Here is a 26639-nt window from a genome sequence, read left to right as displayed (position 1 = left end):
AAGGAGTCATGATGCACGGAGAAGGTATCGCATTATCGGTGGCTGGGATTGGTGTTGTCGGCTTGGCTTGCCAGTGGTTAGCATGGCGACTGCGTCTGCCGGCTATCTTATTTTTATTACTCGCAGGCATCATCGTTGGTCCGGTTGCTGGCGTTTTAAATCCACAAGAGTTGCTTGGCGACCTTTTATTTCCGCTTATTTCACTGGCGGTGGCGGTGATTTTGTTTGAAGGGAGTTTAACGCTCAACTTCAAAGAAATTCGGGGGGTTGGCCATACGGTATGGTTAATCGTGACGGTTGGGGCCCTGATCTCTTGGGTGTTAACCAGTACTGCTACCCATTACTTGATTGGTCTTGATTGGACTATCGCGTTTTTGTTTGGGAGCTTAACCGTGGTGACAGGCCCTACGGTTATTGTGCCTCTGTTACGCACGGTTCGACCTAATAGTCGCCTGTCCAATATTTTGCGTTGGGAAGGGATTCTTATTGATCCGCTCGGTGCGCTGTTCGTCGTGATGGTGTATGAGTTTTTAGTCTCAAGTAGCGAAGCCCATAGTTTAAAAGTTCTCGCCATGATACTGGTGGTCGGACTCATCATCGGTGCGGTTTCCGGTGCTTTTGTTGCGGCAGTGTTAAGACGACGTTTACTTCCCGAATATCTACAACCATTTGCCGTGCTGAGTATCGTCCTTGGCGTTTTCTCTGTCTCTAACTATTTAGAGTCGGAATCGGGGTTGTTGACGGTAACCGTCATGGGGATGTGGCTTGCTAACGCGAAAGACGTCAATATTCGTCATATTTTGCATTTTAAAGAGCACCTTACCGTTTTACTCATCACTGGCCTCTTTATCCTACTGGCTGCGCGTATTGACCCTGAAGATTTCTTGATTTTTAACTGGGGTGCGTTAGGTCTGTTTGTGTTTATGCAGTTAATCTCTCGACCGGTCGCGATTTTCCTAACGACGTTAAAAAGCAAATTGACCTTTAAAGATAAAGTCTTTCTCTCTTGGGTTGCTCCTCGAGGCATTGTTGCTGCGTCTATCTCATCTCTTTTTGCGATTAAGTTAGTTGAGCTTGGTGTCCCAGGCGCGAAGATGTTGGTGCCGTTAACCTTCATGGTCATCATAGGGACTGTGGTGTTACAAAGTGCTTCTGCTCGTCCACTGGCATTAAAACTTGGGGTTGCTGAACCCGCACCAAAAGGGTTCCTGATTATTGGGGCTAACGATGTGGCACGAACTTTAGCGCAGGCGATTAATAAGTACGATTGTCGAGTGGTTGTGACGGATTCCAACTGGGATTACATTCGCCAAGCTCGCATGATGGGACTGGAGCATTATTACGGTAACCCCATCTCTAGCCATGCCGACAATTACCTTAATCTAATTGGTATTGGGCACGTTGTTGCGGTGACATCGGATAAGCATTTCAACGCGATGGCGTGTATGCAATTAATGCAAGACTTTGGTGAGCAGCGAGTCTTTTGTTTGCATGACAAGGTCAATGCCGATCCAAATGATAAGCACAATGTGGCTCAGGAATATCATGGTCTGCCATTCTTAGGTGGCGATGTGAGTTATAAAAAGCTCGCGAGTTTAATCAACCAAGGTGCAGAAATTAAACACACTAAGCTTAGTGATGAATTTACTTATGCGAATTATCTGCAAGAGCATAAAGATCGCTACGTATTACCGCTATTTTTGGTTAACAGTAAAGGCAGAGTCAAAATGTGTTATGACTTAGCTGCTTTTGATCCACAAACGGGAGATACAGTTGTTGCGTTGATGACTGGGAAAAAATCAACAACGCAACCAGAGTAACGTTTAAGCTGACTTGGTATTAAGGCTCTAACTATTAAGGCTTTAACTATTAAGGCGCTAACCATTAAGGTTCAATGGCTCGGCGAAGAAAACCGTCTGAGTCATTGAGCTTCTCTTTGGCTTGTTCATAACTCATACCCGTGAAATGCATCAAAATAGCCGCTTTGGCGTTATTGTCACTTTGGGCGAGGAGTGCCTCAGCTTGACTACGATCGCAGTCAGTCGCTTGCATTACGATTCGCACTGCGCGCGCAACTAACTTCTTGTTGGTCGCTTTCACATCCACCATCAAGTTCTGATAACTCTTGCCCAAGCGAATCATACTTGCGGTAGTTAACATATTCAAAATCAGCTTCTGAGCTGTGCCTGATTTTAGCCGTGTAGAACCGGTTAATGCTTCGGGGCCTACCACTGGTGAAATGGCAATAGTCGCAATATCGGCAATCGGAGAATTAGGATTGCATGAGATAGCGATAGTGGTTGCTCCGACGCGATTTGCATAATCAATGGCGCCAATCACATAAGGCGTACGGCCACTCGCAGCGATGCCCACCAAAATATCATGCTGATTGAATTCGATATTCTTGAGTTCTTGTTCGCCAAGAGAGAGTGAGTCTTCTGCCCCTTCTTGGGCTTTAAACATCGCCTCTTTGCCGCCAGCAATCAAACCAATGACCATGCTATCGCTGACGCTAAAGGTAGGCGGACATTCCACGGCATCTAAAACGCCCAAGCGTCCACTCGTGCCTGCGCCAAGATAAATTAATCGACCGCCTTGTTTAAAAGCTGCCGTAATGGCTTCAACCCCTTTTGCAACCTCAGGAAGTACTTTTTCCACAGCGAGCGGAACCAGCTTATCTTGTTGATTGAGGCGGGTGACGATATCTAGCGAACTGAGCAAGTCGATATCCATCGTGTCAGGATTTCGGGTTTCTGATACTAGATGGGACAGTGCGGTTAGCAGGGCATCGTTTGTCATAAATATCCTTGGGTGATCTTAATCTGGGTAATAAATTACGCCCAAAGAGGCTGGGCGACAAGCGCCTGTCACCGAGGGCAGATTGCTAGGAAGAGCGTGGAATCGACGATAGGCTAGCCATGCAAAGGCGATAGCTTCCATATCATCACTGTCTACGCCTTGGTCAGATGTCGTTGATACTGACCAGTTAGGAAGGTGCTTGGCAAGGCGTTGCATCAGCAATGGATTGCGCGCGCCGCCACCGCAAACATAGAGCGCCGGTTGGGTGCCTTGACTAAACCGCCTAACTTGATCGCTAATGCTTCGTGCGGTGAGTTCACACAAGGTTCGTTGAACATCGACGGCGCTGATATCGTTAAGCATCGAGTGCTGAGTAAGCCAATCTAAATGAAAATATTCTCTCCCAGTACTTTTGGGAGCTGACAAGGCAAAATAGGGATCAGAGAGCAGCTCGGTTAGTAACTCGGGATGAACTTGCCCTTGTTTCGCCCAAGCGGCGTTTTTGTCATACAACTTACCTTGATGCTGATAACACCAAGCGTCCATCAACATATTACCAGGACCAGTATCATAGCCGAGAACAGTCCCATCGGAGTTCAATACGGAGATATTGGCAATACCGCCGATATTAAGAATGACCACAGTGGACTCTTTTAGACCAAAGATGGCTTGATGAAACGCTGGGACGAGTGGCGCTCCTTGACCGCCTAAGGCCATGTCTTTACGGCGAAAGTCTGCGATGGTGGTAATGTTGGTTTGTGCAGCGATAAGGTTGGCATCACCCAATTGAATCGTAAAACGCTCTTCGCCAACGGGCTGATGAAAAACTGTTTGTCCGTGACAACCTATTGCAGTGATCTCTTGGGCTAAATGACCTGATTGAGCCAGTAAAGCTTGCACCGATTGTGCATAAAGTTTACCGAGTTGATGATCAATGGCTCCAATTTGAGCAATTGTCGTGGGCTGATTTAAGTTGATGGCTAAGATGGCTTCACGTAGCGATGCTGGAATGGCAAAGCAATCACTCGCCACTCGCTCAATTTTTCCTTCATTGATGGCAACCAATACGGTATCAACCCCATCTAAACTGGTACCGGACATAATGCCAATATAAAGTTCTTTCTGCATATCTTCTGTCATCCCTCTGTGATATCACCACAAAGGCATTGTAATTGAAATTTAAACTGAATAACCTCCTGCAATGTGACAAATTTTCCAGATCACCTTTTTCCTCAACTTTTGCCTAAGAACCAAGGAGACAACATGGGTCCGTTATGGTTAGACGTTGCAAGTTATGAATTGGACGCAGAAGAGCGTGAAATTTTGGCTCACCCGACCGTGGGTGGCGTGATTCTTTTTGCACGCAACTATCATGATAATGAGCAGCTTATTGCGTTGAATGCGAGCATTCGCCAAGCAGCAAAACGGCCTATTTTGATTGGTGTTGATCAAGAAGGGGGACGAGTTCAGCGCTTCAAAGAGGGATTTTCGTTGTTACCGCCGGCGCAGGCGTACCAACAATTCGACGAAGGCGCTCGTTTTGCTGAACAATGCGGTTGGCTCATGGCAGCAGAGTTGATTGCTCATGATGTGGACTTAAGTTTTGCCCCGGTATTAGACAAAGGCTATGACTGTAAAGCGATTGGTAACAGGGCGTTTGGCGATAAAGTGAATACCATCATTGAGTACAGCTCAGCCTTTATGCGTGGGATGAAAAGTGTTGGTATGGCAACCACTGGCAAACATTTTCCAGGGCATGGTGGGGTAATCGCCGATTCCCATTTAGAAACACCGTATGATCATCGTGATGACATTAGCCAAGATCTGGAAATTTTTCGTCATCAGATCAATCAAGGTATTTTGGATGCCATGATGCCTGCCCATGTCATTTATCCAAGTTACGATGCTTCTCCAGCCAGTGGTTCCCACTATTGGTTGAAACAGGTATTACGTCGTGAGCTAGGGTTTAACGGCATTATCTTTTCCGATGATTTAAGCATGGAAGGTGCGGCAATTATGGGAGGGCCTGCTGAGCGCTCTCAACAAGCATTAGACGGCGGCTGCGATATGATATTGATGTGCAATCAACGTGCTGCCGCGATCGAAGTCTTGGATAACCTACCGATTATCGACGTGCCGAATGCGTTATCTCTGTTAAAGAAAAAAACTATCCGATACAGCGATTTGATAACGAGTCATGAGTGGAAAACGGCTCACAACACTGCACTAAAAATTCGTGATTCATTGCTGGCTTAAGACGTCATCAACAGAAACCCAGACGTTCTTTGAGCTCTTTTAAGTAGCGACGGCTGACAGGAATTTGGTGACCACTCACAGTGGTGATTTCTGCCAGTCCGTTGTCAATCAGCTTGATTTCCCGAATGGCTTTTAGGTGAATCAAATATTGGCGATGGCAGCGTAACAGTGGCGTTTTCTCTTCCAATATTTTGAGCGTTAGTTGCGTGGTCATCTTACGCTCTGCTGTTTGAATCTGAACGCCACTGACTTCAATACAAGCAAATTCGACGTTATCGGTTGGAATCAGCATAATGCGGTTATGCCCTGCGCAGGGAATCTGTTCCAACTGATTGGGCGAGAGCACCTGATAAGAACCTTTTTCTTGTTGGGTACGTTTTAATCTTTGCAGTGTTTTTTGCAGTCGCTGGGTATCAATGGGTTTGAGTAGGTAATCAAAGGCGTTATCTTCAAAAGCTTGAATCGCATATTGATCATACGCGGTGACGAAAACAACGTGGGGCATATTGTCGGGATCGAGCATGCCAATCAATTCGATACCAGTCACCAGAGGCATCTGAATATCTAGAAAGATCACATCAGGCTTGAGCTGGTGGATCTTCTTTAAACCATCGATGGCATTGTTTGCTTCATCTAACACTTGAATGTCGTCGCTTTCACTCAATAGATCGATCAGCTCTTCACGCGCAAATTTTTCATCGTCTATGACCAGTGCCGTCAATTTCTGGCTCATGTTACTCGCTTCCTAAAAAGGGGATGATAAAACTCATTCTTGTGTAATATCCTGATTTTACATCGGTTTGTAATTTCGCGATATGCCCAAACTTATTGGTCAAGCGTTTATCAACAATCTCCATGCCCAATCCGCAGTGATCTTCTCTTTCATCTGACGCTTTTGTTTGGTAAGCCCCCGCATTATCTTCAACGACGATTTTGTCACCAGACAAATGGGTTTCACTGTAAATTCGGATACGTCCATTTTCGAGCAAGTTAGAGATGCCATGCTTCACGGCATTTTCCACTAATGGCTGTAGAGTGAATGTGGGGATTTTCTTGTCGAGTAGTGTCGGAGATATTGATATCTCAACATCAAGTCGATCGGAAAAACGTGCCTTTTCAATAGAAAGATAGGCATTCACGTGAGCCAATTCTTCTCTTAAGGTCACTGATTCGACATTCTGTTTTAGGTTACTGCGAAAGAATTGGGAAAGATTAAGGATCAGCTCTCTTGCGGTATCAGGATGGCGGCGAATGACCGCACTAATGGTGTTGAGCGCATTAAACAAAAAATGCGGGTTGATTTGCGCTTGGAGCAGTTTTATTTCCGCGCGAGACAGCAGCATTTGTTTTTGTTGATATTCACCATACAGAATTTGACTAGAGAGCAGTTGAGCGATCCCTTGCGCCATCGACATATTGATGGTGGAAAACAACTTGCGGCGAGGTTCGTACATCTTGATGGTACCAATCACTCGATCGCCAGCACGCAGAGGGATGATCAGTGCCGAACCTAGCTTACAGTCCTCATGAATCGAACATTGATAAGGGTGGTCTTTCCCATCAAGGTAAATAATCCGATTGGAGCGGATGGAGTCTAACGTACTGGTTGAGGAGATAGGTCGTCCAGGAATATGGTGATCATCACCAATGCCAATAAACGCAAGAATTTGTTCGGTGTCGGTAATGGCCACAGCCCCGACGTTCGTCTGCTCATAAACAATGCGGGCAATCTTCTTGGCATTTTCTGGGGTAAATCCCTCAGAAAGAATGCCCACCGAGCGTTCAGCCACGTTCAGAGCGCGGCGAGAAAACGCAGCAGAATACTCTTCAAAAATGGTTTTGCGGTCAACGAGGATGCTCATAAAGAGCGCCGCACCAAACGAGTTGGTTATGATCATCGGGGCAGCGATTTTCTTGACTAGATGAAATGCTTCATCAAATGGATCGGCGATGGCCAAAATGAGCGCCATTTGAATGATTTCAGCAACGAGCGTAATTGAAAAGACAATCATAGGACTAAAGAGTTGCTTGGGTTTACCACGATAAATTAGGTAGGCGTGCAGTAAGCCACCAATTAATCCTTCGACTGTAGTTGAAACCGCACAAGCCACATCGGTAAAGCCGCCCATGAAATAACGGTGTATTCCCCCAGTAAAACCGACCGCAGAACCCAGAATAGGCCCACCGAACAAGCCTGCCATTATGGCACCAATCGCACGAGTATTTACGATAGCGTCATCGATCTGTAGACCGAAGTAGGTTCCAGTGATACAAAAGAGGGAGAACAGGATATATAGGCATATTCTATGGCCGGGACGATAAGAAATATTCAGTAACGGCAAGAAAATAGGAGTTTTGCTCAACATGTACGCTAATACTAGATAGACGCACATTTGCTGCATTAAAGAGAGTATTAACTCCATATGAGTCCAAGATTCCTAATCAATACGAGTGCCTATTTTAAATAACTCAAGGAAGAGAAAACATCACTCTCACCAGATTTTTGTCATTCTGTGAGAGTATTTGGACCGTATATAATTATTTACATTATATGTTTTTTTAAATTTACACTTGCAATGTTTCAAAAGACTGTTAATTTGTTGCCTATTGGGTTTGAGGAACTGATGTTTAATACAAAGTGTAAAGATATATATACAGGTGTCGAGATGAAAAAAAGTGATTTAAGCGATATTCATATCGTTGATGAAGAGATACTGATCACCCCAGATGTGCTCAAAGCAAAACTGCCACTGAGTGATAAAGCGCGTCGTTTTATTCGCGAGTCACGCGAAACGATCGCTAATATTATTCACAAACGTGATCATCGTTTGCTGGTGGTATGTGGTCCATGCTCCATTCATGATATCGAAGCTGCTAAAGATTATGCTCGTCGCCTGAAAGCACTTTCTGAAGAATTAAAAGACCAAATCTATCTGGTTATGCGCGTTTACTTTGAAAAGCCTCGTACTACGGTAGGTTGGAAAGGCTTGATCAACGACCCTCGTTTAGATGGTACGTTTGATATTGAGCAGGGGTTACACATCGGTCGTCGTTTGTTGGTGGAACTTTCTGAGATGGAAATTCCTTTAGCAACAGAAGCACTGGATCCAATCAGTCCTCAATATTTATCTGACACCTTTAGTTGGGCGGCGATTGGCGCTCGTACGACTGAGTCGCAAACGCACCGTGAAATGGCCAGTGGTTTGTCTTCGCCAATTGGTTTTAAAAATGGTACTGATGGCAGCTTATCGACAGCAATTAATGCGATGAAAGCGGCTTCTTCAAGTCACCGTTTTATGGGGATTAGCCGTGAAGGTCAAGTTGCACTGCTGACAACACAAGGCAACCAGAATGGTCATGTCATTTTACGTGGTGGCAAGCAGACTAACTACGATTCAGTTTCTGTGGCTGAGTGTGAAGAAGAGATGAAAAATGCTCATCTTGAACCTTCATTAATGGTCGACTGCAGTCATGCGAACTCACGCAAAGACTACCGTCGTCAACCTTTGGTGGCGAACGACGTGATTAAGCAAATTCGTCAAGGGAATACCTCTATCATCGGTCTTATGATAGAAAGTCATATTAATGAAGGAAGTCAATCGGCTGACTTGCCTCTGTCTGAAATGAAATACGGGGTTTCTATTACCGACGCATGCATTGGTTGGGATACGACTGAGACCTTGCTACGTCGTGCGCATAGTGAATTAACTCCGTTTTTGACAGAACGATTGAAGAATAATTAAGGAAAGAGAACATGGCTGTAGAATTAAGTGCATTAAGAGATCAAATCGATGCGGTCGACCAACAAATGGTTGCGTTATTGGCACGTCGTCTTGCTTTAGTTGAGCAAGTCGGACAAGTCAAAAGTAAGCACGGTTTACCCATCTATGCACCTGATCGTGAAGCAGCCATGTTAGCTTCTCGCCGCGCAGAAGCTGAAAAGCAAGGTGTACCTCCGCAACTGATTGAAGACATACTGCGTCGTACGATGCGTGAGTCTTATGCCAGTGAAAAGGATTCAGGCTTTAAATGCTTAAATCCAGATCTGCGTTCAGTGGTGTTGATTGGTGGTAATGGTCAACTCGGTTCTTTGTTTGGCCGTATGTTCCGTTTATCAGGCTATCAAGTAAATGTAATTGGTAAAAACGACTGGGATAATGCTGATGAAGTGTTGAAAAACGCAGGATTAGTGATTGTCACTGTGCCGATTCATTTAACGTTGGATGTCATTGCTAAACTCAATCAATTACCAGAAGACTGTATCCTTGCTGATTTCACGTCAATTAAGTCAAAGCCTTTGGCTGCGATGCTAAACGCGCACAAAGGTCCAGTTGTGGGTTTACACCCGATGTTTGGTCCTGATGTTCCTAGCTTGGCTAAGCAAGTCATTGTTTGCTGTAATGGCCGTGGCGAAGAGTCTTACCAATGGTTGTTACAACAGTTTGGTATCTGGGGTGCCAGTGTGTGCCATATGCCAGCAGAAGATCATGATCATGGTATGACGATGATTCAGGCGCTGCGTCACTTTACGACGTTTGCTTACGGTGTGCATCTATCCAAAGTAAAACCGAACATTGAACAACTCCTGAAGTTGAGTTCGCCGATTTACCGTTTGGAGATCGCTATGGTCGGTCGACTATTTGCTCAAGATCCTAACTTGTACGGTGACATCATTCTTTCTTCTCAAGAAAATATCGACATGATTGATCGCTTCTACCAAAGTTTCTCTGAGTCAGTTGAATTGATCAAACGTCAGGATAAGCAAGGCTTTATTGATAATTTCAATCAAGTTAGCGAATGGTTTGGCGATTACTCTCAGCAGTTTATGAAAGAGAGCCAAAACCTGCTAAAACAAGCACATGATGCGATTCATCGCGGCTAACTGATGATGCTTTAATAAAAAAACGCTGCTTTTGTGCAGCGTTTTTTTATGGGATTAAGTTGGGCTTGAGAAGCGATGGGCATCAAATGTCATGCTGATCCATCAAATGGTCTAGATCGCGATGCAGTAATTCATCATTCCCCATATTGAGTTCAACGAGGCGTTTGAGATGGCCTAGGCTCTCTAGATCGATATGATCCACTTGTAGCCGGAGAAGGTTACTGCGTAAATCTACTATTTGAGCGGTTAATTGGATAGAGACATCACTACCGGATAAAGGAATATTGACCTCGATGGGTTTGTCCGACAATAGTGCTTGCGGTGTTTCACAGGAAACGAGTAGTCCGTGAAGGGATATGTCCTTCACCATTGCATTAAAGCTGATATCGCATTGCGTTAAGCTCGCAGGAGCTTGATAAATGACTCGTAAAAACCGCCGTCTTTCCATTGTATTTAGGTCCATAAAAGAGAAATGGATTACGCTGGTAAGCATAGCAGATTGTCTTAAATAATAGAGATGTAGATATAAAAATGCGGGATAGGGCAAAAAAAGAGGCCACGATGAGTGACCTCTTAATGCATCTTATAGCGATTATTTAGCGATACGTTTGTACTTGATACGGTGTGGTTCAGCAGCTTGTGCACCAAGCGTTGCTTTTAACCATTCCATATATTCGGTGTAGTTACCTTCATAGAAGTTAACTTGACCTTCATCGCGATAATCGATGATGTGCGTAGCGATACGGTCTAGGAACCAACGGTCGTGCGAAATCACCATGGCACAGCCTGGGAATTCCAATAGAGCCTCTTCCAACGCACGTAAAGTTTCTACGTCAAGGTCGTTGGTTGGTTCGTCGAGTAAGAGTACGTTACCGCCAGCTTTAAGCAGCTTAGCTAAATGAACACGGTTACGTTCACCACCAGAAAGCTCACCAATCACTTTTTGCTGATCGACACCCTTGAAGTTAAAGCGTGAACAGTAAGCACGAGCAGGTACTTCGAAGTTATTGATGCGAATAATATCGTTACCTTCAGAGATCTCTTGGAATACGGTATTTTTCGGATTCATGCTATCGCGGAACTGTTCCACAGACGCCAATTTCACGGTGTCGCCCATTTCGATGGTGCCAGAATCAGGCTGCTCAACGCCGCTCAACATCTTGAATAGTGTTGATTTACCTGCACCGTTGGCACCGATGATACCGACGATTGCACCTTTAGGCATGTTGAACGATAGGTTGTCAATTAGCACTCGACCATCAAAAGACTTGGTCAGATTCTTCACTTCCAACACTTTGTCACCTAGGCGTTCACCTGGCGGAATAAACAGTTCGTTGGTCTCGTTACGTTTTTGATGATCAGTATTTTGCAGCTCTTCAAAACGTGCCATACGTGCTTTTGATTTCGCTTGGCGACCTTTAGGGTTTTGACGAACCCATTCCAGCTCTTTCTCAATGGTTTTTTGACGAGCTTTCTCTTGAGCTGCTTCGTGTTTTAGACGCGCATCTTTTTGTTCAAGCCATGAGCTGTAGTTACCTTGCCATGGAATACCTTCACCACGGTCAAGCTCTAGAATCCAACCTGCTGCGTTATCCAAGAAATAACGGTCGTGGGTAATCGCCACAACAGTACCTGAATAATCAACAAGGAAATGTTCTAGCCATGCAACTGATTCTGCATCAAGGTGGTTGGTTGGTTCATCGAGAAGCAGCATATCTGGGCGTTCAAGAAGTAAACGACAGATAGCCACACGACGACGTTCACCACCGGATAGGTGAGCGATTTTTTGATCCCACTCAGGGAGACGCAGTGCGTCAGCCGCACGTTCTAAAGCGTTCTCTAGGTTGTGGCCATCTTTTGCTTGAATGAGCGCTTCAAGCTCACCTTGTTCTTTTGCTAGTGCATCGAAGTCTGCATCTTCTTCAGCATATGCAGCATACACTTCATCAAGACGTTTAAGTGCCCCTGCAACATCGGCAACAGCTTCTTCAACTACTTCACGAACTGTCTTGTTTTCATCAAGTTTTGGTTCTTGAGGTAGGTAGCCTACATTGAGGCCTGGTTGAGGACGAGCTTCACCATCATAGTCTTGGTCAACACCTGCCATGATACGTAGCAGAGTGGATTTACCAGCACCATTAAGACCTAAAACACCGATCTTAGCCCCAGGGAAAAAGCTCAACGAGATGTCTTTCAGTATTTGACGCTTAGGTGGCACAATTTTGCTCACCCGAGACATGGTATATACGTATTCAGCCATTGCCGATCGTTCCTAATCTTTCTAACAAAGTAAAACCGTCATTCTATACTAAACATCAATGATTTGTTACTAGCGTCAAGTGAGAGGTTGTCAAAATGTGGGCCTATCCAAAACAGCTTGGTAACGACATCACGATTGTTATATAGACTTTCACTATAAAGGTAGGTGATGTCCTATTATTTACAGCAAGTTTACAGCCTTACTCTTTACTTTTTTCTTCAAAATTTGCGTAATAAATAGTCAACCTGATGAGTGGGATAAGGAAGTTAGTTTCATGACAAGATGTTGGCGGGCCATTCGGTTTTGTGGAGCGACTCTGTATGGTCTGGCATTAACGGTTTGTGCAAGTAGTTTTGGTGTCACCGCGCAAACCTTGGAGCAGCAAAGGGATTTATACGACAAAGCTCAACGATGGCTAGACGAAGATAATCTTGCTGTTTACCAAAAAATTCGTTCCCAGCTTGATGAATACCCCTTAACTCCATATTTGGACTATCGCTCGTTGCTAATCAATATTGGTAGCAAGCCTCCGATTGTGGTGCGCGCTTTTATTGATAGCCACCAAGAGTATCCCTTTGCGGCGCGGATTGGTGCTCCTTATATCACTGCTCTGGCCAGTCAACAAAAGTGGGCAAGATTGGTTGAATTTCAGCGGCAAGAACCAGTAGGTGAAGAGTATCAGTGTTGGTATTACTACGCCAAATTGCAAACTGGTGATCTTAAAGAGGCCTTTAAAGGTGCTAAGTCGCTTTGGTTAAAAGGTTCAAGCATCTCTGATGCTTGTGATCCTTTGTTTCGAGAATGGGCGCGTCTTGGCGGGAAGACGGATGAGTTGATTTATGAGCGAATGTTATTGGCTTTTGAAGGGCGTAACATCAGCTTGATGAGCTACCTTTATCAACAACTCAAAGATGAGAAAATTCGGCTTTGGGGTCAGCATATGCTTGAGCTGTATCATCATCCCGAACGGATTACCTACGTTGCGGTGCGTTATCCTGCTACCTTAGATTTGCCATCACAGGTGCTACTTTCTATTGAAAAATTGGCACGAATCGATCCAGCTAAAGCTAAGTCGGTTTTGAATGACACCAAAAGTTCGGTTGATTTAACCGAGCAGCAAGTGCAATCGTTGTCTCAATATATTGCGTTGCAACTGGTGGATTCTAATGATCGTAAGCTTGTTCCATGGCGAGACAGTGTGATTGCTGCAAGTCGTGACCCTGATTTACTTAAAATGCGGATTCGAATGGCATTGCGTCAAGTCGATTGGGCGGGAGTGAAAAGCTGGATTAGTCTCTTACCAAAAGATGAACAGCAAGAGTTCTGTTGGCAATACTGGTTAGGTCGTAGTGAGTTGGAAACGGGCGAAACAGAGCAAGGGCATCAACGCTTAAAAGCCATTATTGGGCATCGCAATTTCTACAGTGTCGCTGCAGCGATAGAGTTACGACAATCGGTTCAATATCCTAGTCATGATCTGCAGTTTGATCCTCAACTGATTCACCCATATCAAAAAGCTTTAACTCGAATTGAAGAGTTGATCAATCGGGACAAGATCACTGCGGCTAAAAGTGAATGGAGTTGGTTATTAGATAGAGTTTCTCAAGACGAAAAAGAGATGCTGGCGGTCTATGCGGCAAATAAACATTGGTATCACCTAACCGTAACCGCTTCGATATCAGCCAGTCTTTGGAATAACATCGAATTGCGATTTCCCTTGGCACATCAATGGTGGTTTAACTTTTACGGCAATAAAAATGGTATTGATCCTGTGACCTTGATGTCCTTAGCAAGGCAAGAGAGTGCATGGGATACAGAAGCTCAGTCACCAGTAGGTGCACGCGGTATTATGCAGATCATGCCTTCTACGGCTAAATATACCGCTAAGAAATATCAGATAGAGTATACCAGCGTGAACGATCTCTATGATGTGAGCAAAAATATCGAGATTGGTAGCCATTACTTTAGTAGTTTGCTTAAACGGTACGATAAGAACCGTATTTTTGCATTAGCCGCTTACAACGCTGGTCCACTTCGGGTCGATAACTGGCGCAAAGAGACGAAAGGTAAGTTGGGGCCAATGGCGTTTATTGAAGCGATTCCATTTAAAGAGACTCGAGGTTACGTACAAAATATATTGATGTTTGAAGTCTATTATCGGGATTTGATGGGGGCTCAAGGTCAGTTTTTGACTTCAGATGAAATGAAGGCAAAATATTGATTCTTTTGAGGGGTTATCTACAATAGTGCGGTGTATCGCTTTATGAGTACAGTTATGACAGAGCAACCACAATATCACGAGTGGCAGCAGTTAATGGATTTGATTGCGCGAGCTGTTCAAGATGGTCAACATGAGATGTTATTGACCATGCTAATGACCGCAGACGAACGGGATGCGCTGATCGCTCGAGTTAATATTTTTGGTGAGTTGATGAAGGGCGATTTGTCACAAAGGCAAATTAGCCAAATGCTTGGGGTTGGTATTGCAACGATAACCCGAGGCTCTAATGAGCTAAAATCCCGCACCGATGCTGAGAAGCAAGAGTTATCTAATTTGATTCTGAAATCTTAATAAAACGCTAGCCTAGGCTAGCGTTTTACTTTTTCATTTAAAGATTGTCAGGGTAATGCTTTGGGTTAATAAACGGCACTAACGCAAGAATTAAAGCTTGATGATACACGCTGCTTCGAGTGAGCTGGAACTGGGTTAGTAGTCCGATGGCTCCGCCTTTCTGCTTAATATTATCGGTATTAAACAGCTCATCCATTACGTGGCCCAATTCATGCGAATGGGACAGTTTTTCAATGACTGCTGGTGGCAGTTCAAGGCTAGCTGAGCGAGATTCACCGCGACGAGTCATGGATTCGATGACCATCCAAGCAAAGGTGCGATTGCCTGCAATACCAGCTTCAAGACCTACATAGTAGTCAGCACCTGGGGTATGCGCTTTGGCATTTTTAACTCTATTCACCGCTCCTAAATGAGTCTCTTCGTCTCCAATCGGTTGATCAGGGACGTCACTGCTGACAGCAACGCCAACAAATTCAAAGGTCTGCTCTGGAAATACCGCTTCAAACGCGCTTTTTACCGCATTGATTTTAGCTGGATTGAGTGACGATATGATAACTTGGCTCATGAATTCCGTTCTCTTGGTCTGATATTTGCCACTGCAAGATGTCGTTAAAAGACATAGGGTGAGCATAGTAATACCCTTGCAGAAAATCACAAGAATAGTTCACAACCCACTGATGGCTCGCGGCATTTTCAATACCTTGAGCGGTAACCGTCATTCCTTGTGAGTGGCATAGCTCGATCAATGGTTTAATGACACTTTGTTTATTTTCTTTAAACAGAGTTTCTAAGAAACTGCGACCGAACTTGATGTTTTTGATTGGATACTGAATCAATTGTGACAAAGAGGTATGGTGGACACCAAAATCGTCAATGGTTAGCCCAAAGCCAAGTTGGCTTAACTCTTTGAGTAAAGGATAGTTTTGGATATCTGCGGCAAATGTCTCGGTAACCTCAAAGGCAACATCACTTGGTAAAGTGCCATTGATTCTCGCCTGTTTTACGATAAATCCAGCTAAATCCAAAGAGGTCAACGAAGCGGAAGATAGGTTGATGGAGAGCTGAATATGCCCGCCAATATGGTGTTTTAAATTGGCAAACTGAGCAAAGGCATTTTTAATCACCCATTGGTCCAAAAGACCGAACAGTCCAGTTTGCTCCGCAATCGGAATAAACTCGGCGGGGGACACTTCACCCAATAGCGCCGAATGCCAACGTAATAGCACCTCCACGCCAACGACTTTACCGTTGCTACGCGAAAAATAAGGTTGGTAGACCAGCGAAAATTCCTCATCAAAATTGCCGGCGCGTAATGCACGTTCGACGCTGTTGCGTCGTTGCACTTCTTCATCCAGCTTCTGGGAATAGAAAGCGATTTTATTTTTACCAGAGTTCTTTGCCTGGTACATCGCGGCATCAGCGTGGATTAGAAGTTTATCGATATGATCTCCATCAACCATAAAAGTAGAAATGCCGATACTAGCAGTGATCGGAAAGTTCGACAGTGATGAATTATCGTTGTTACGTATTGGTTCTAATAGGCGTTGGGCAAAATCGAGAGCGCAATCATTTAAGCGCTGTGGACCACCGATCAAAATGGCAAACTCATCACCGGAGAGACGTGATGCGATGCTAAATACACCATACGTCCGATTAAATTCGTCGCACAACAAGCGCATGTGAGTAGCAAAGCTAATTAATAGAGAGTCACCTACTTGGTGGCCATACTTATCGTTGACATATTTGAAGTTATCTAAATCGACGTACAGTACCCAAGCGTGATGTTTTGCTGGCAGTTCTGCAAGAGTTTTTTGCGCTTGAACTTGGAACTGGTGGCGGTTCGCTAACTTAGTTAGATGGTCATTTTCTGCCAAAATTTTAGTACGTTGATACGTGCTTTCTAGCTCAGTGTACATAGCATAGAAACGTGTCGATAGGCGGCCAATTTCGTCGTTAGTATTGAGCTTTTCGATGTTACGTCGTTTCTTATTTTCTACTTCTTGCAGTTGGGTATCTAGCCGCAGTATGGGGTTAATCACATGGCGATAGAGTAAGAGTAGCAGCAATAATACAGTGACAAACGAAGAGACTGCGAAGGAGACTAGCAGATCTTTTTGAATGCCATTGAGCTGATTTTTCAAGATCATAGGGGCAGGATCGAGAATGGCGTAGTAGCCCGGCATCAATTCTGCTGTTTGCAAGAGCTCATGATCTTTCTTTGGTAGCTGATGAGAAAAGTAAATGAGAGTCTTGTTGTCAAACTCCATCTTTTTACGCAGTGCATTGAATTGATCCAGTTTGACATAGACCACTACGAAGAAAACCTGATTACGGTTGTAACTCAAAGGAGTTTCAAGCGTCTGGGTATCAAGCACATCATAACGGACTAAGACACCTTCTCCTGCGGAGTTAGTGGTATAGCTGACGTTTGAGGTTTTACGAGTCTTTTCAAATTGCTGATCAACGTATTTCTTTACGGTTGGATCGATCTGCGCAAATGGGTCATTACTGTTTTCTGCATAGTAAAGAACCTTTTTATTGCCATCCAAAATCGAGAGGGCAACAAATTGCTGTTCACTAGGCTGTAGGATATGCAGGGTTTCATGCATATTATCCACCAGTTCTAGTTCTCGATAAGGGTTCTGCTTATGAGAAAAGTAATAACGAATGATGTCACTTTTCGACAAAGTAAACGAATAGCTACTGACCAGCGCTTTGGTTTGTTGAAAGTGGCTGGCCAGTTTTTCCATATTGAGTTGTAGATAACTGTCCGTGCGCTTAATCAGTGCATCTTTTTGACTGTTATAAATAATGTAGCTTGACGCCGCGGAGCTTAAAAGGATAACCGGAGCGATAAGCAGGAGTATTCTATGGTTTAACTTCATGCTGGTTGATAATACTGTTTATGATTTTAGCCCTGACATTTAAATTCTCCGGAGTAAGCTCACTGTCAATAAGACCGCCCCCCTGTAAAGCCTCAGGAGGAAAGATCGACTTATCATTAGCGTAAGATTTCGGTAGTAATTTAATTGCTTCTGTATTTGGTGTTGCTGCTCCTATATCTAGAGCATTCAATTTGGCTATTTCAGGTTTCATTAGAAACTCTAGGAACTGCTTAGCCTCTTTTTTGACATGAGAATTACTGTTTATTGCCATACAGTCAATCCACAAGTACGGTTCTCCATGCGGAGTCACAAAATCCCAATCATTTGTATTGAAATAGCGGTTAAGTGAATACTGATCCCCACTGTAGGCAACCGCCATATGAAGTTTGTCACTGTTTTTATGACTGCGAACATAACTCAGCAAGTACTCATAAGTAAGAATGTTTGGATTGGCTTTGAGCATTGCTTCATAAGCTTGTTTTAGCGCGTGCTCATTGTCGGTAATTGGCGAGTAGTTGAAGCTGTAAAGTGCTGGCAAAAGTGTTTCAACACTGTCTTGAATCATTCCCACGTGACCACGCTGCGACGGTTCGATGTTAACCATGTCGCTCCATTGCGGAACATGGTCGACTTTGCTTTTACGATAGGCAATTCCAACCGATCCCCAAAAGTATGGAATGGCGGCTGTACCACAGGCTTGGTTCCAACGAGGAAGGTTGTTTTTACGATTGGTTAGGTCGGTTAAGTCTTCGAAAACGTGTTGACGCGAAAATAAATGTGCAGAGATGTTATCTAAGACAACAATATCGAAAGGCAGCTGTAAACTCTTTAACATTAATAAGCTTCGTTCATCATCATTATCAAAATGATATAGATTAAGCTTAATATCGTGACTTTCATTCCATTTATTTATAACACGTTTAGAAAGCGTGTCTTCCCATAAATAAATATTGAGTTCAGTAGAAAAAGCGAATTTGGTGAATAACAGACTCACCAGCAAGGAAATAATGACACCCTTTTTCATAAAAAGTTGTTAGACCTTGTAATTGAAAGCACTGAAATAAAGGTGGTATGGAATGCTGTTCGTTAACCGAGGGAGAGAAAAGCTGACAGACGAACTCATTGATACCACTGTGAAATCGATTTCTTCGATTGTAAAGTAATCAAAATGATGCTGCCAGCTCTTTTGTTCAATGTTGCAATTAAACCCTATTAACTCAGTTTAATTTGGGTCGGTTTTACATTTTCAATAGGGTAAGAACCAAGAACTTTTAAATGAGTTGTTAATTTAGTTAATTCACTGAGAGCTTGTTGCATTTCTGGTGAATCAAGATGTGCTTCCAAATCAACATAAAACATTTCTTCCCACGGGTTACCCATAATTGGACGTGATTCCAATTTAGTCATGTTAATACCGTAACGCTGTAGAACTAATAAAGAAGAAACTAATGAACCGGCTTCTTGCGCTGTCGACATAATTAATGTTGTCTTCGCTGGAATTTGTAATGACACATCAATTGGTTTGCGTGCAACAACAATAAAGCGAGTGTAGTTTTCCGTCTGATTAGCAATATGGGATTTTATAGACTGCAGTCCATAAAGTTTACCGCTGGCTGCACTGCCAATTGCTGCAACATCGGTACGATTTAACTCAACGACTTTTTTCATCGCATCTGCCGTACTCACACATGACTCAAGTTGAACGTCTTTTAGATGACGCAAAAATTCACTGCATTGTTGGTGAGGTTGCGGGTGAGAGTAGAGCACTTTAATGTCTTCAAGTTTTACATCAGAAGTTGCGAGTAGACTGTGCTCAATCGGTTGAGTGATTTCACCGACGATATAGAGAGTTGTGTGTTGTAGTAAGTCGTAAACTTCATTGATTGAACCTGAGCTCGTGTTTTCGATAGGTAAAACACCATAGTCAGCATGACCCGCTTCTACGGTTTCAGTGATATCACGAAAGTGCTGGCAGTTAATCTCAATCAATTCTGAGTGTTTACGGCTGAAATACTCGCGAGTTGCTAGATGAGAGTAGGAACCTTTCGAGCCTAGAAACGCAACACGCGCTAAAGGTTTTGAATACTGTGGATTAGCCAATTCCTGGAGGTAAGCTTGTTGTAGCAGTACAGAGTCTTCGATGATGGTGTGAAAAAGCTTAGTAATGTATTGAGCGTCTAGGTCGTAGTTTTCTTTACCAGAATTGATTAGTTTGACTAGAAGCTGCTGCTCGCGTTTGGCATCGCGTACCGGTTTTGCGGTTTTTACTTTGCTTTTGGCTACATCGATGCTGAGTTTTCGGCGCTCAGATAACAGAGCAAGAAGCTGATCATCCAGTTCATTTAAGCGCAGTCTAATCTCATCAAGAGAAAGAGAGTTGTCTGTCATAACACATTATCCTTATATGAAAAAAGCCTCCCGAAGGAGGCTTTCTGTTCGTTTTTGACTTCTTTATGCCAACGAGCAAGCCTCCAAGAATTATCGGAGAAAAAAGAAGTCAAAAAAGAACGGGAATGGGGTCATAGTTTTAGTCTACATGCTCACTATAGAGTCCTCACAATAAGCAAGGCTTGGTAAGGCGTCAAGCAAAAAAATAGCGCCTTACGGCGCTATTATGAAATCGTTTACTCAAGAATATCGGGAGCCGGAGTGGCTGTACGTCGTGCTTCTGGTTTGTGACGTAGTTTATTCAACTGACGTTCTAGCTTTTGTTCTACCTCATTAATGGCTAGATAGAGATCTTCATTGATTGCAGAAGCGTTTAGTTGTCCTTTTGGAATACTCACACTGGCGTCAAATTTTTTCTGCTTGTTTGGCTCTTCGCTGAAACTTGCTTGGCAGCTAATGATGTCCACTTGCCATTTCTCTAGCTTTTTAAATTTGCTCTCAATGTGATTACGGATGGCAGAGGTAACGTCGATGTTTTTACCAGTAATGTTCAATTGCATAGTGCCTTTCCTCTGATATATCCCTCATTGGGTGAATTCAGATTGCATGATCAAAGCATCAAATAATGTGATCTACATCACTTTATGGTGTGAGATTTTGCGCAGTCAATCTGAACGTGATCTTCCGCAAGGAGTGGGATTAAAAAGATCAAAAAAAGCTTGAGATTCGTAAATAACGGGTTACATTGGAGAGAGTGGAAACTAAAAATCCTAACGTTTTTAGGGATTTGTTTCGTGCTAAAAATAAGGTAGTGCAAAAAATGCTCTCTAATAAAGTGTGACTCAAGTCACTATTCATTAGGGAGCATTTTTTTCTTTATTTCCTCATAAAGTAAGGCCACTTCATTGAAGTGGCCTCGCCTTGAGTAACACTTACTTCTAACCACTATGGCAGAGGATTTAGCGTCATTAGCTGTTGGGTGCGTTGAGCGGAATCCGTTAAACCTAACTTCTTATAGGCTTCTAATTCGATGCTGAGAGATTTTCTTGCCGCTTCGGTATCTGGATACGTTTTTTGGATTTCTTGAGCGCGGTTGATGGCAGCAATCCAAGCTTCACGACGTAAGTAGAAATCAGCAGTGGCAAGATCGTAATCGGCTAGACGATTTTTTAAAGCAAACATGCGTTTTTGCGCATCGGCGGCATATTGGCTATTTGGATAACGTTCCAGTAGCTTTTTAAAATCAGCAAAAGCAGATTTTGCCGGCTCAGGATCGCGGTCACTACGGTCTACGTTAAACAGGCTCTGCATAAAGTTTGCGTCTTGCGCCATATACGTTAAGCCACGCATATACAATACCCAATCCATTTTTGGATGAGTCGGATTTAAGCGAATGAAACGTTCGATAGATGCTAACGCCATCGCCAAATCATCACTCTTGTAGTACGCATAAATGAGGTTTAGCTGAACTTGTTCAGAGTAAGCACCGAATGGATAGCGAGAATCGAGAGCTTCCAATTTTTCGATCGCGGTTTGCCAGCTTCCTGATTGTAACGACTCCTGAGATTCCGAATACAGTTGGGAAGGTGGAACGTCAGGAACCACTTTTTTGCTGCTTGAGCAGCCAGCTAAAAGGGTTAAAGCGATTAGGCCAGTTATAGTCTTATATTTCATGTCAGGAGAAACTTCCTTGAAATTAGTGCTTCTTAAACAGTAGAGCTAAGTGCGCTCCGTAAAACGTGACGTTACTTTCTATTCAGTAACAGATACAATGGCGTCATATATTATCCATACTAGTGGCATTAGTCCCACGGTTTTTAAAAAAGTTCGATATGGCTCAGCAGATTGAATTAACTCAAACAGTCAAAGAAAGTCAACTTGGTCAACGTCTTGACCAAGCGGTGGCTGAATTATTCAGCGATTTTTCCCGTTCTCGTTTAAAAGAATGGTTATTAGAAGGGAAAGTTTCCCTTAACGGTAATGTGATCACTAAACCAAGAACTAAGGTGTTCGGTGGTGAGGTAATCTCTGTTATCGCTGAATTGGAAGATGAAGAACGCTGGGAAGCGCAAGATATCCCATTGGATATCGTTTACGAAGACGATGACATTATTGTTATCAATAAACCTCGCGATTTTGTTGTACATCCAGGTGCTGGTACACCTGATGGCACCGTATTAAACGCGTTGCTATTTCATTATCCAGCGATCGCAGAAGTACCTCGCGCAGGTATCGTGCATCGTCTCGATAAAGACACAACAGGTTTGATGGTGGTTGCTAAAACCGTCCCAGCACAAACTAAGCTGGTACGTGAACTGCAAAAACGTAATATCACCCGTGAATATGAAGCGATTGCGATTGGCCGCATGACTGCTGGTGGTTTGGTTAACAAACCAATCGGTCGTCACTCGACAAAACGTACTCTGATGGCGGTTAGTCCAACAGGTCGCGAAGCCGTGACTCACTATCGTGTTGCGGAGCACTTCCGTGAACATACTCGTATTCGCCTGCGTCTAGAGACGGGCCGTACCCACCAGATTCGTGTGCATATGTCTTATATCCAGCATCCATTGCTAGGTGACAGTGCATACGGTGGTCGTGCTCGTATTCCTAAAGGTGCTTCAGAAGAATTGACAGAGATGATTCGCGGATTTGATCGCCAAGCTCTGCACGCGGTAATGTTGAAATTTGACCATCCTATTACAGGTGTACCACTCGAATTTCACGCTCCCGTTCCAGATGATATGGTAGAAATGGCTGAAGCATTACGCCAAGATGCATTAGCTAACCCGATCGAAGAGTATTAATCATGAATCACGTCATTCCCAACTGGCCTGCACCTAAACAAGTTAAAGCGTTTGGCTCAACTCGAGTAGGGGGCTTTTCCCAAGGACCTTATCAAGGACTTAATTTGGGAATGCATGTTGGGGATGATGCTGCTACGGTTGAACGTAATCGTAGCAAGCTGGTTCAAGATGCAAACATGCCAAGTTTGCCAGTGTGGTTAAATCAAACGCATTCAAACGTGGTGGCTGTTTGTGAAGAATCTACATCAGCTGTCGTTGATGCTGATGGGGTGGTGACTTCAACGCCGCAGGTGGTTTGTTCTGTAATGACAGCCGATTGTCTGCCGGTGTTGATTACCAATACTGCAGGAACTCAGGTTGCTGCTGTTCATGCTGGATGGCGTGGATTGGCTAATGGCATTATTGAAAATGCGTTGAAAAAAATGAGTGGTGAACCACTTATTTGGTTAGGTCCTGCGATTGGACCGAGCGCATTTGAAGTTGGCGAAGACGTGCTAACCGCTTTTGTATCTATGCATAGTGACACCGAACAAGCTTTTACTCCTCGTGAAGGCATTGCTGGTAAATGGTTGGCCGATATGGATTTGATTACACGTATCCGGTTAAATGATCTGGGTGTAACCCAAATATTCTCCTCTAACCTCTGCACCTTTAATGATGCTGCGCGTTTTTATTCCTACCGCAGAGAAGGAATCACTGGAAGGCAAGCTTCTTTCATCTGGATCGAAGAGTGATCTAATTTCTGTAAATAATCTGACCAATTCCCCTTGAAATTTGTTGCTCGCATTACCATTTTCCTAACGTAATTAATTTAACTCATTTGAGGTTAGGAAGGTTGTTATGCGTCTTGATAGATTTACAAGCAAATTTCAAATAGCCATTTCCGACGCTCAGTCGCTCGCGCTTGGGCGTGATCATCAATACATTGAACCTGTTCATCTGATGGTCGCATTAATGGACCAAAATGGCAGTCCAATTCGACCACTGCTCACCATGCTCGACGTTGATGCGATGCAGCTTCGTTCTAAACTCGGTGAGATGCTCGATCGTTTACCAAAAGTAAGCGGTATCGGCGGTGATGTTCAGCTTTCAAATAATTTAGGCACTCTTTTTAATGCTTGCGACAAAGTCGCGCAGAAGCGTAAAGATGCTTATATCTCTTCTGAGATTTTTCTATTAGCAGCACTGCAAGATAGAGGTCCTTTAGGTCAATTGCTAAAAGACCTAGGTTTAACCGAGAAAAAAGTGAATGACGCGATAGAGAAAATTCGCGGTGGACAAACGGTTAACGATCCAAATGCAGAAGAGCTAAGACAAGCACTGGAAAAATACACTGTCGATCTCACTGAACGTGCAGAACAAGGTAAGCTTGACCCTGTGATTGGGCGTGATGATGAAATCCGTCGAATTATTCAGGTACTGCAACGTCGAACCAAGAATAACCCAGTGATTATTGGTGAACCGGGTGTAGGTAAAACGGCAATCGTGGAAGGTTTGGCGGAACGTATTATCAATAATGAAGTTCCAGAAGGTTTGCGTGGTCGTCGAGTTCTTGCCTTGGATATGGGGGCGCTGGTTGCTGGTGCTAAATATCGTGGTGAATTTGAAGAACGTCTGAAATCAGTATTAAACGAGCTTTCTAAAGAAGAAGGTAACGTTATTCTCTTTATCGATGAACTACATACAATGGTAGGTGCTGGTAAAGGTGAAGGCTCTATGGATGCAGGTAACATGTTAAAACCTGCATTGGCACGTGGTGAGTTACACTGCGTGGGTGCGACAACGCTTGATGAATATCGTCAATATATAGAGAAAGATCCTGCACTGGAACGTCGTTTCCAAAAAGTGCTGGTAGATGAACCATCGGTAGAAGATACCGTGGCGATTTTACGTGGATTGAAAGAGCGTTATGAACTGCACCACCACGTTGAAATTACTGACCCAGCTATTGTTGCGGCGGCAACATTATCAAACCGTTATATTTCAGATCGTCAATTGCCTGATAAAGCGATCGATTTGATTGATGAAGCGGCATCTAGCATTCGTATGCAGATTGACTCAAAACCAGAAGCTTTAGATAAATTGGAGCGTAAAATCATCCAATTGAAAATCGAACAGCAGGCTTTGTCGAATGAACATGATGACGCTAGCGAAAAACGATTGAACATCCTTAACGAAGAGTTACAGGAAAAAGAACGTGACTACGCTGAACTAGAAGAAGTGTGGAAAGCGGAAAAAGCTGCATTGTCTGGAACTCAGCACATCAAATCTGAGTTAGAGCAGGCGCGTCTTGATTTAGAAGTGGCTCGTCGTGCAGGTGATTTGAGTCGTATGTCTGAGTTGCAATACGGGCGTATCCCTGAGTTGGAAAAACAGCTCGACCTTGCCGCTCAAGCGGAAATGCAAGAGATGACTTTGTTGCGTAATAAAGTCACAGATGCTGAAATCGCAGAAGTGCTCTCTAAGCAAACGGGTATTCCGGTTTCCAAAATGTTGGAAGCAGAAAAAGAAAAACTGCTGCGTATGGAAGATGTATTGCATGAACGTGTGATCGGCCAAGTGGAAGCAGTAGAAGTGGTTGCTAACGCAATTCGTCGTAGTCGAGCAGGTTTGTCAGACCCTAATCGACCAATTGGTTCTTTCCTATTCCTCGGTCCAACTGGGGTTGGTAAAACCGAATTATGTAAGACACTGGCAAACTTCATGTTTGATAGCGAAGATGCCATGGTTCGTATCGATATGTCTGAGTTTATGGAGAAACACTCTGTGGCTCGCTTGGTGGGCGCACCTCCAGGCTATGTTGGTTATGAAGAAGGTGGCTATTTAACGGAAGCTGTACGTCGCAAACCTTATTCAGTCATTTTGCTGGATGAAGTGGAAAAAGCGCACCCGGATGTGTTCAACATACTGTTACAGGTGCTAGATGACGGTCGTTTGACAGATGGACAGGGCCGCACGGTTGATTTTCGCAATACTGTGGTGATCATGACATCTAACTTGGGGTCTGAGCGTATTCAGGAAAACTTTGCTCATCTTGATTATCAAGGTATTAAAGAGCAAGTTATGGAAGTGGTAAGTCAGCATTTCCGCCCAGAGTTCCTAAACCGTGTGGATGAAACGGTAGTCTTCCACCCACTAGGTCAAGCTCATATTCGTTCTATTGCTTCTATCCAATTGGAACGTTTACGTAAACGTCTATTGGATAAAGACTACGAATTGAAAGTGAGCGATGAAGCTTTAGCTTTGATTGCTGATGTAGGCTTTGATCCTGTGTATGGTGCTCGACCTTTGAAACGGGCAATTCAACAGAATGTCGAAAACCCATTAGCGAAAGCGATTTTGGCGGGTAAATTTGTCCCTGGTCAGGCAATTCACCTAAGTGTCAAAGATGGCCACATTGATGCTTACCAATAATTCGAGCATCAAATAAGTTACTAGGAGAGCCTTTGAGGCTCTCCTTTTGCATTTATTTGCACTAATAATGTTCTCTTTGGATGAGTTTTAATCATTCAAACCAAAAAGAGGAAGTTTTCTAACATTGCCCCTTGCTTCGTTATTAAAAGTGCCTATAATTCGCTTCCGTTGTCAGGCAGTAATGAGTTTCACGCCAAAACAACTGGACGATTAAGTTTAAGAAATTAAATGAAAAAAGTGGTTGACTAACGAAAGCTAATCGCTAAAATGACCGTCCGCTTTGAGATGAAATCGAAAAGCAAAGCTCTTTAACAATTTAAACCTATCAATCTGTGTGGGCACTCGTTGATGATAATCATAGCTTCTTAGGAAGCAC

At 43.7% G+C, this 26639-nt stretch carries 21 protein-coding genes and 1 other annotated feature; of the genes, 9 read left to right on the top strand and 12 right to left on the bottom strand.

Annotated features, from left to right (window positions below; genetic code table 11):
- Window positions 1-11: 11 nt before the first annotated feature.
- Window positions 12-1820 (top strand): cation:proton antiporter, encoded by a 1809-nt coding sequence (locus tag OCV11_RS13690; RefSeq protein WP_261896305.1) that lies wholly within the window; start codon window positions 12-14, stop codon window positions 1818-1820.
- Window positions 1821-1884: 64 nt separating this feature from the next.
- Here the strand turns inward: OCV11_RS13690 and murQ are convergent, their stop codons facing one another.
- Window positions 1885-2799: an N-acetylmuramic acid 6-phosphate etherase gene (murQ, locus tag OCV11_RS13685; protein ID WP_261893503.1), complete on the bottom strand. Its 915-nt coding sequence runs from the start codon at window positions 2797-2799 to the stop codon at window positions 1885-1887.
- An 18-nt stretch (window positions 2800-2817) separates the two neighbouring features.
- Entirely contained in the window at window positions 2818-3927 is a 1110-nt protein-coding gene (locus OCV11_RS13680) for an anhydro-N-acetylmuramic acid kinase (protein WP_261893502.1), read from the bottom strand.
- Window positions 3928-4062: 135 nt separating this feature from the next.
- Between OCV11_RS13680 and nagZ the strand changes: the two genes are divergently transcribed.
- Window positions 4063-5055 (top strand): beta-N-acetylhexosaminidase, encoded by a 993-nt coding sequence (gene nagZ, locus OCV11_RS13675; RefSeq protein ID WP_261893501.1) that lies wholly within the window; start codon window positions 4063-4065, stop codon window positions 5053-5055.
- A gap of 7 nt (window positions 5056-5062) precedes the next feature.
- On the opposite strand, the gene btsR is transcribed toward nagZ, so the two are convergent.
- Together btsR and OCV11_RS13665 are read right to left on the bottom strand one after the other, a co-directional pair.
- A complete protein-coding gene (gene btsR / locus OCV11_RS13670; protein ID WP_261893500.1) occupies window positions 5063-5788 on the bottom strand; it encodes a two-component system response regulator BtsR in 726 nt (241 codons plus the stop codon).
- A 1-nt stretch (window position 5789) separates the two neighbouring features.
- Entirely contained in the window at window positions 5790-7478 is a 1689-nt protein-coding gene (locus tag OCV11_RS13665) for a sensor histidine kinase (RefSeq protein WP_261893499.1), read from the bottom strand.
- A 243-nt stretch (window positions 7479-7721) separates the two neighbouring features.
- Between OCV11_RS13665 and OCV11_RS13660 the strand changes: the two genes are divergently transcribed.
- Both OCV11_RS13660 and tyrA read left to right on the top strand, forming a co-directional pair.
- Complete coding sequence (locus OCV11_RS13660; protein WP_261893498.1) at window positions 7722-8798, top strand: 3-deoxy-7-phosphoheptulonate synthase; 1077 nt, start codon at window positions 7722-7724, stop codon at window positions 8796-8798.
- An 11-nt stretch (window positions 8799-8809) separates the two neighbouring features.
- Complete coding sequence (gene tyrA, locus OCV11_RS13655; protein ID WP_261893497.1) at window positions 8810-9937, top strand: bifunctional chorismate mutase/prephenate dehydrogenase; 1128 nt, start codon at window positions 8810-8812, stop codon at window positions 9935-9937.
- 82 nt (window positions 9938-10019) lie between these two features.
- Here tyrA and OCV11_RS13650 read toward each other — a convergent pair whose 3' ends face one another.
- The gene (locus tag OCV11_RS13650; RefSeq protein ID WP_261893496.1) at window positions 10020-10385 is read right to left on the bottom strand and encodes a PilZ domain-containing protein; all 366 of its coding nucleotides are present in this window, start codon (window positions 10383-10385) and stop codon (window positions 10020-10022) included.
- A gap of 144 nt (window positions 10386-10529) precedes the next feature.
- The gene (gene ettA, locus OCV11_RS13645; RefSeq protein ID WP_261893495.1) at window positions 10530-12197 is read right to left on the bottom strand and encodes an energy-dependent translational throttle protein EttA; all 1668 of its coding nucleotides are present in this window, start codon (window positions 12195-12197) and stop codon (window positions 10530-10532) included.
- A 274-nt stretch (window positions 12198-12471) separates the two neighbouring features.
- Between ettA and OCV11_RS13640 the strand changes: the two genes are divergently transcribed.
- Entirely contained in the window at window positions 12472-14418 is a 1947-nt protein-coding gene (locus tag OCV11_RS13640) for a transglycosylase SLT domain-containing protein (protein WP_261893494.1), read from the top strand.
- Between the two features lie 54 nt (window positions 14419-14472).
- A complete protein-coding gene (gene trpR, locus OCV11_RS13635; protein ID WP_261893493.1) occupies window positions 14473-14769 on the top strand; it encodes a trp operon repressor in 297 nt (98 codons plus the stop codon).
- 37 nt (window positions 14770-14806) lie between these two features.
- Here the strand turns inward: trpR and yjjX are convergent, their stop codons facing one another.
- The 6 genes from yjjX to bamD form a co-directional block, all read right to left on the bottom strand.
- Complete coding sequence (gene yjjX / locus OCV11_RS13630) at window positions 14807-15334, bottom strand: inosine/xanthosine triphosphatase (RefSeq protein ID WP_261893492.1); 528 nt, start codon at window positions 15332-15334, stop codon at window positions 14807-14809.
- Window positions 15297-17654, bottom strand: coding sequence for a putative bifunctional diguanylate cyclase/phosphodiesterase (locus tag OCV11_RS13625; RefSeq protein WP_261893491.1), 2358 nt, complete (start codon window positions 17652-17654; stop codon window positions 15297-15299). The genes yjjX and OCV11_RS13625 overlap by 38 nt, the downstream gene beginning before the upstream one ends.
- On the bottom strand, window positions 17638-18678 hold the full coding sequence (locus OCV11_RS13620) for a polyamine ABC transporter substrate-binding protein (protein WP_261893490.1): 1041 nt from the start codon (window positions 18676-18678) through the stop codon (window positions 17638-17640). Before OCV11_RS13620 ends, OCV11_RS13625 begins: the two co-directional genes overlap by 17 nt.
- A gap of 188 nt (window positions 18679-18866) precedes the next feature.
- Window positions 18867-20042 (bottom strand): prephenate dehydratase, encoded by a 1176-nt coding sequence (gene pheA, locus OCV11_RS13615; protein WP_261893489.1) that lies wholly within the window; start codon window positions 20040-20042, stop codon window positions 18867-18869.
- Window positions 20043-20058: 16 nt separating this feature from the next.
- Window positions 20059-20178 (bottom strand) — a sequence feature (Phe leader region).
- 100 nt (window positions 20179-20278) lie between these two features.
- Window positions 20279-20602 carry a ribosome hibernation-promoting factor, HPF/YfiA family gene (gene hpf / locus OCV11_RS13610; protein ID WP_261893488.1) on the bottom strand — a complete coding sequence of 108 codons (324 nt, stop codon included), beginning with the start codon at window positions 20600-20602 and terminating at the stop codon, window positions 20279-20281.
- Window positions 20603-20987: 385 nt separating this feature from the next.
- Entirely contained in the window at window positions 20988-21716 is a 729-nt protein-coding gene (bamD, locus tag OCV11_RS13605; protein ID WP_261893487.1) for an outer membrane protein assembly factor BamD, read from the bottom strand.
- A gap of 158 nt (window positions 21717-21874) precedes the next feature.
- Between bamD and rluD the strand changes: the two genes are divergently transcribed.
- From rluD to clpB, 3 genes are all read left to right on the top strand, one after another.
- Window positions 21875-22849: a 23S rRNA pseudouridine(1911/1915/1917) synthase RluD gene (gene rluD, locus OCV11_RS13600; protein WP_261893486.1), complete on the top strand. Its 975-nt coding sequence runs from the start codon at window positions 21875-21877 to the stop codon at window positions 22847-22849.
- A gap of 2 nt (window positions 22850-22851) precedes the next feature.
- Window positions 22852-23583, top strand: coding sequence for a peptidoglycan editing factor PgeF (pgeF, locus tag OCV11_RS13595; RefSeq protein WP_261893485.1), 732 nt, complete (start codon window positions 22852-22854; stop codon window positions 23581-23583).
- Between the two features lie 106 nt (window positions 23584-23689).
- Complete coding sequence (gene clpB / locus OCV11_RS13590; RefSeq protein ID WP_261893484.1) at window positions 23690-26263, top strand: ATP-dependent chaperone ClpB; 2574 nt, start codon at window positions 23690-23692, stop codon at window positions 26261-26263.
- Window positions 26264-26639: the final 376 nt, after the last annotated feature.

Source organism: Vibrio porteresiae DSM 19223 (assembly GCF_024347055.1).
Lineage (GTDB): Bacteria > Pseudomonadota > Gammaproteobacteria > Enterobacterales > Vibrionaceae > Vibrio > Vibrio porteresiae.
This window is presented reverse-complemented; position numbering and strand designations above follow the sequence as displayed.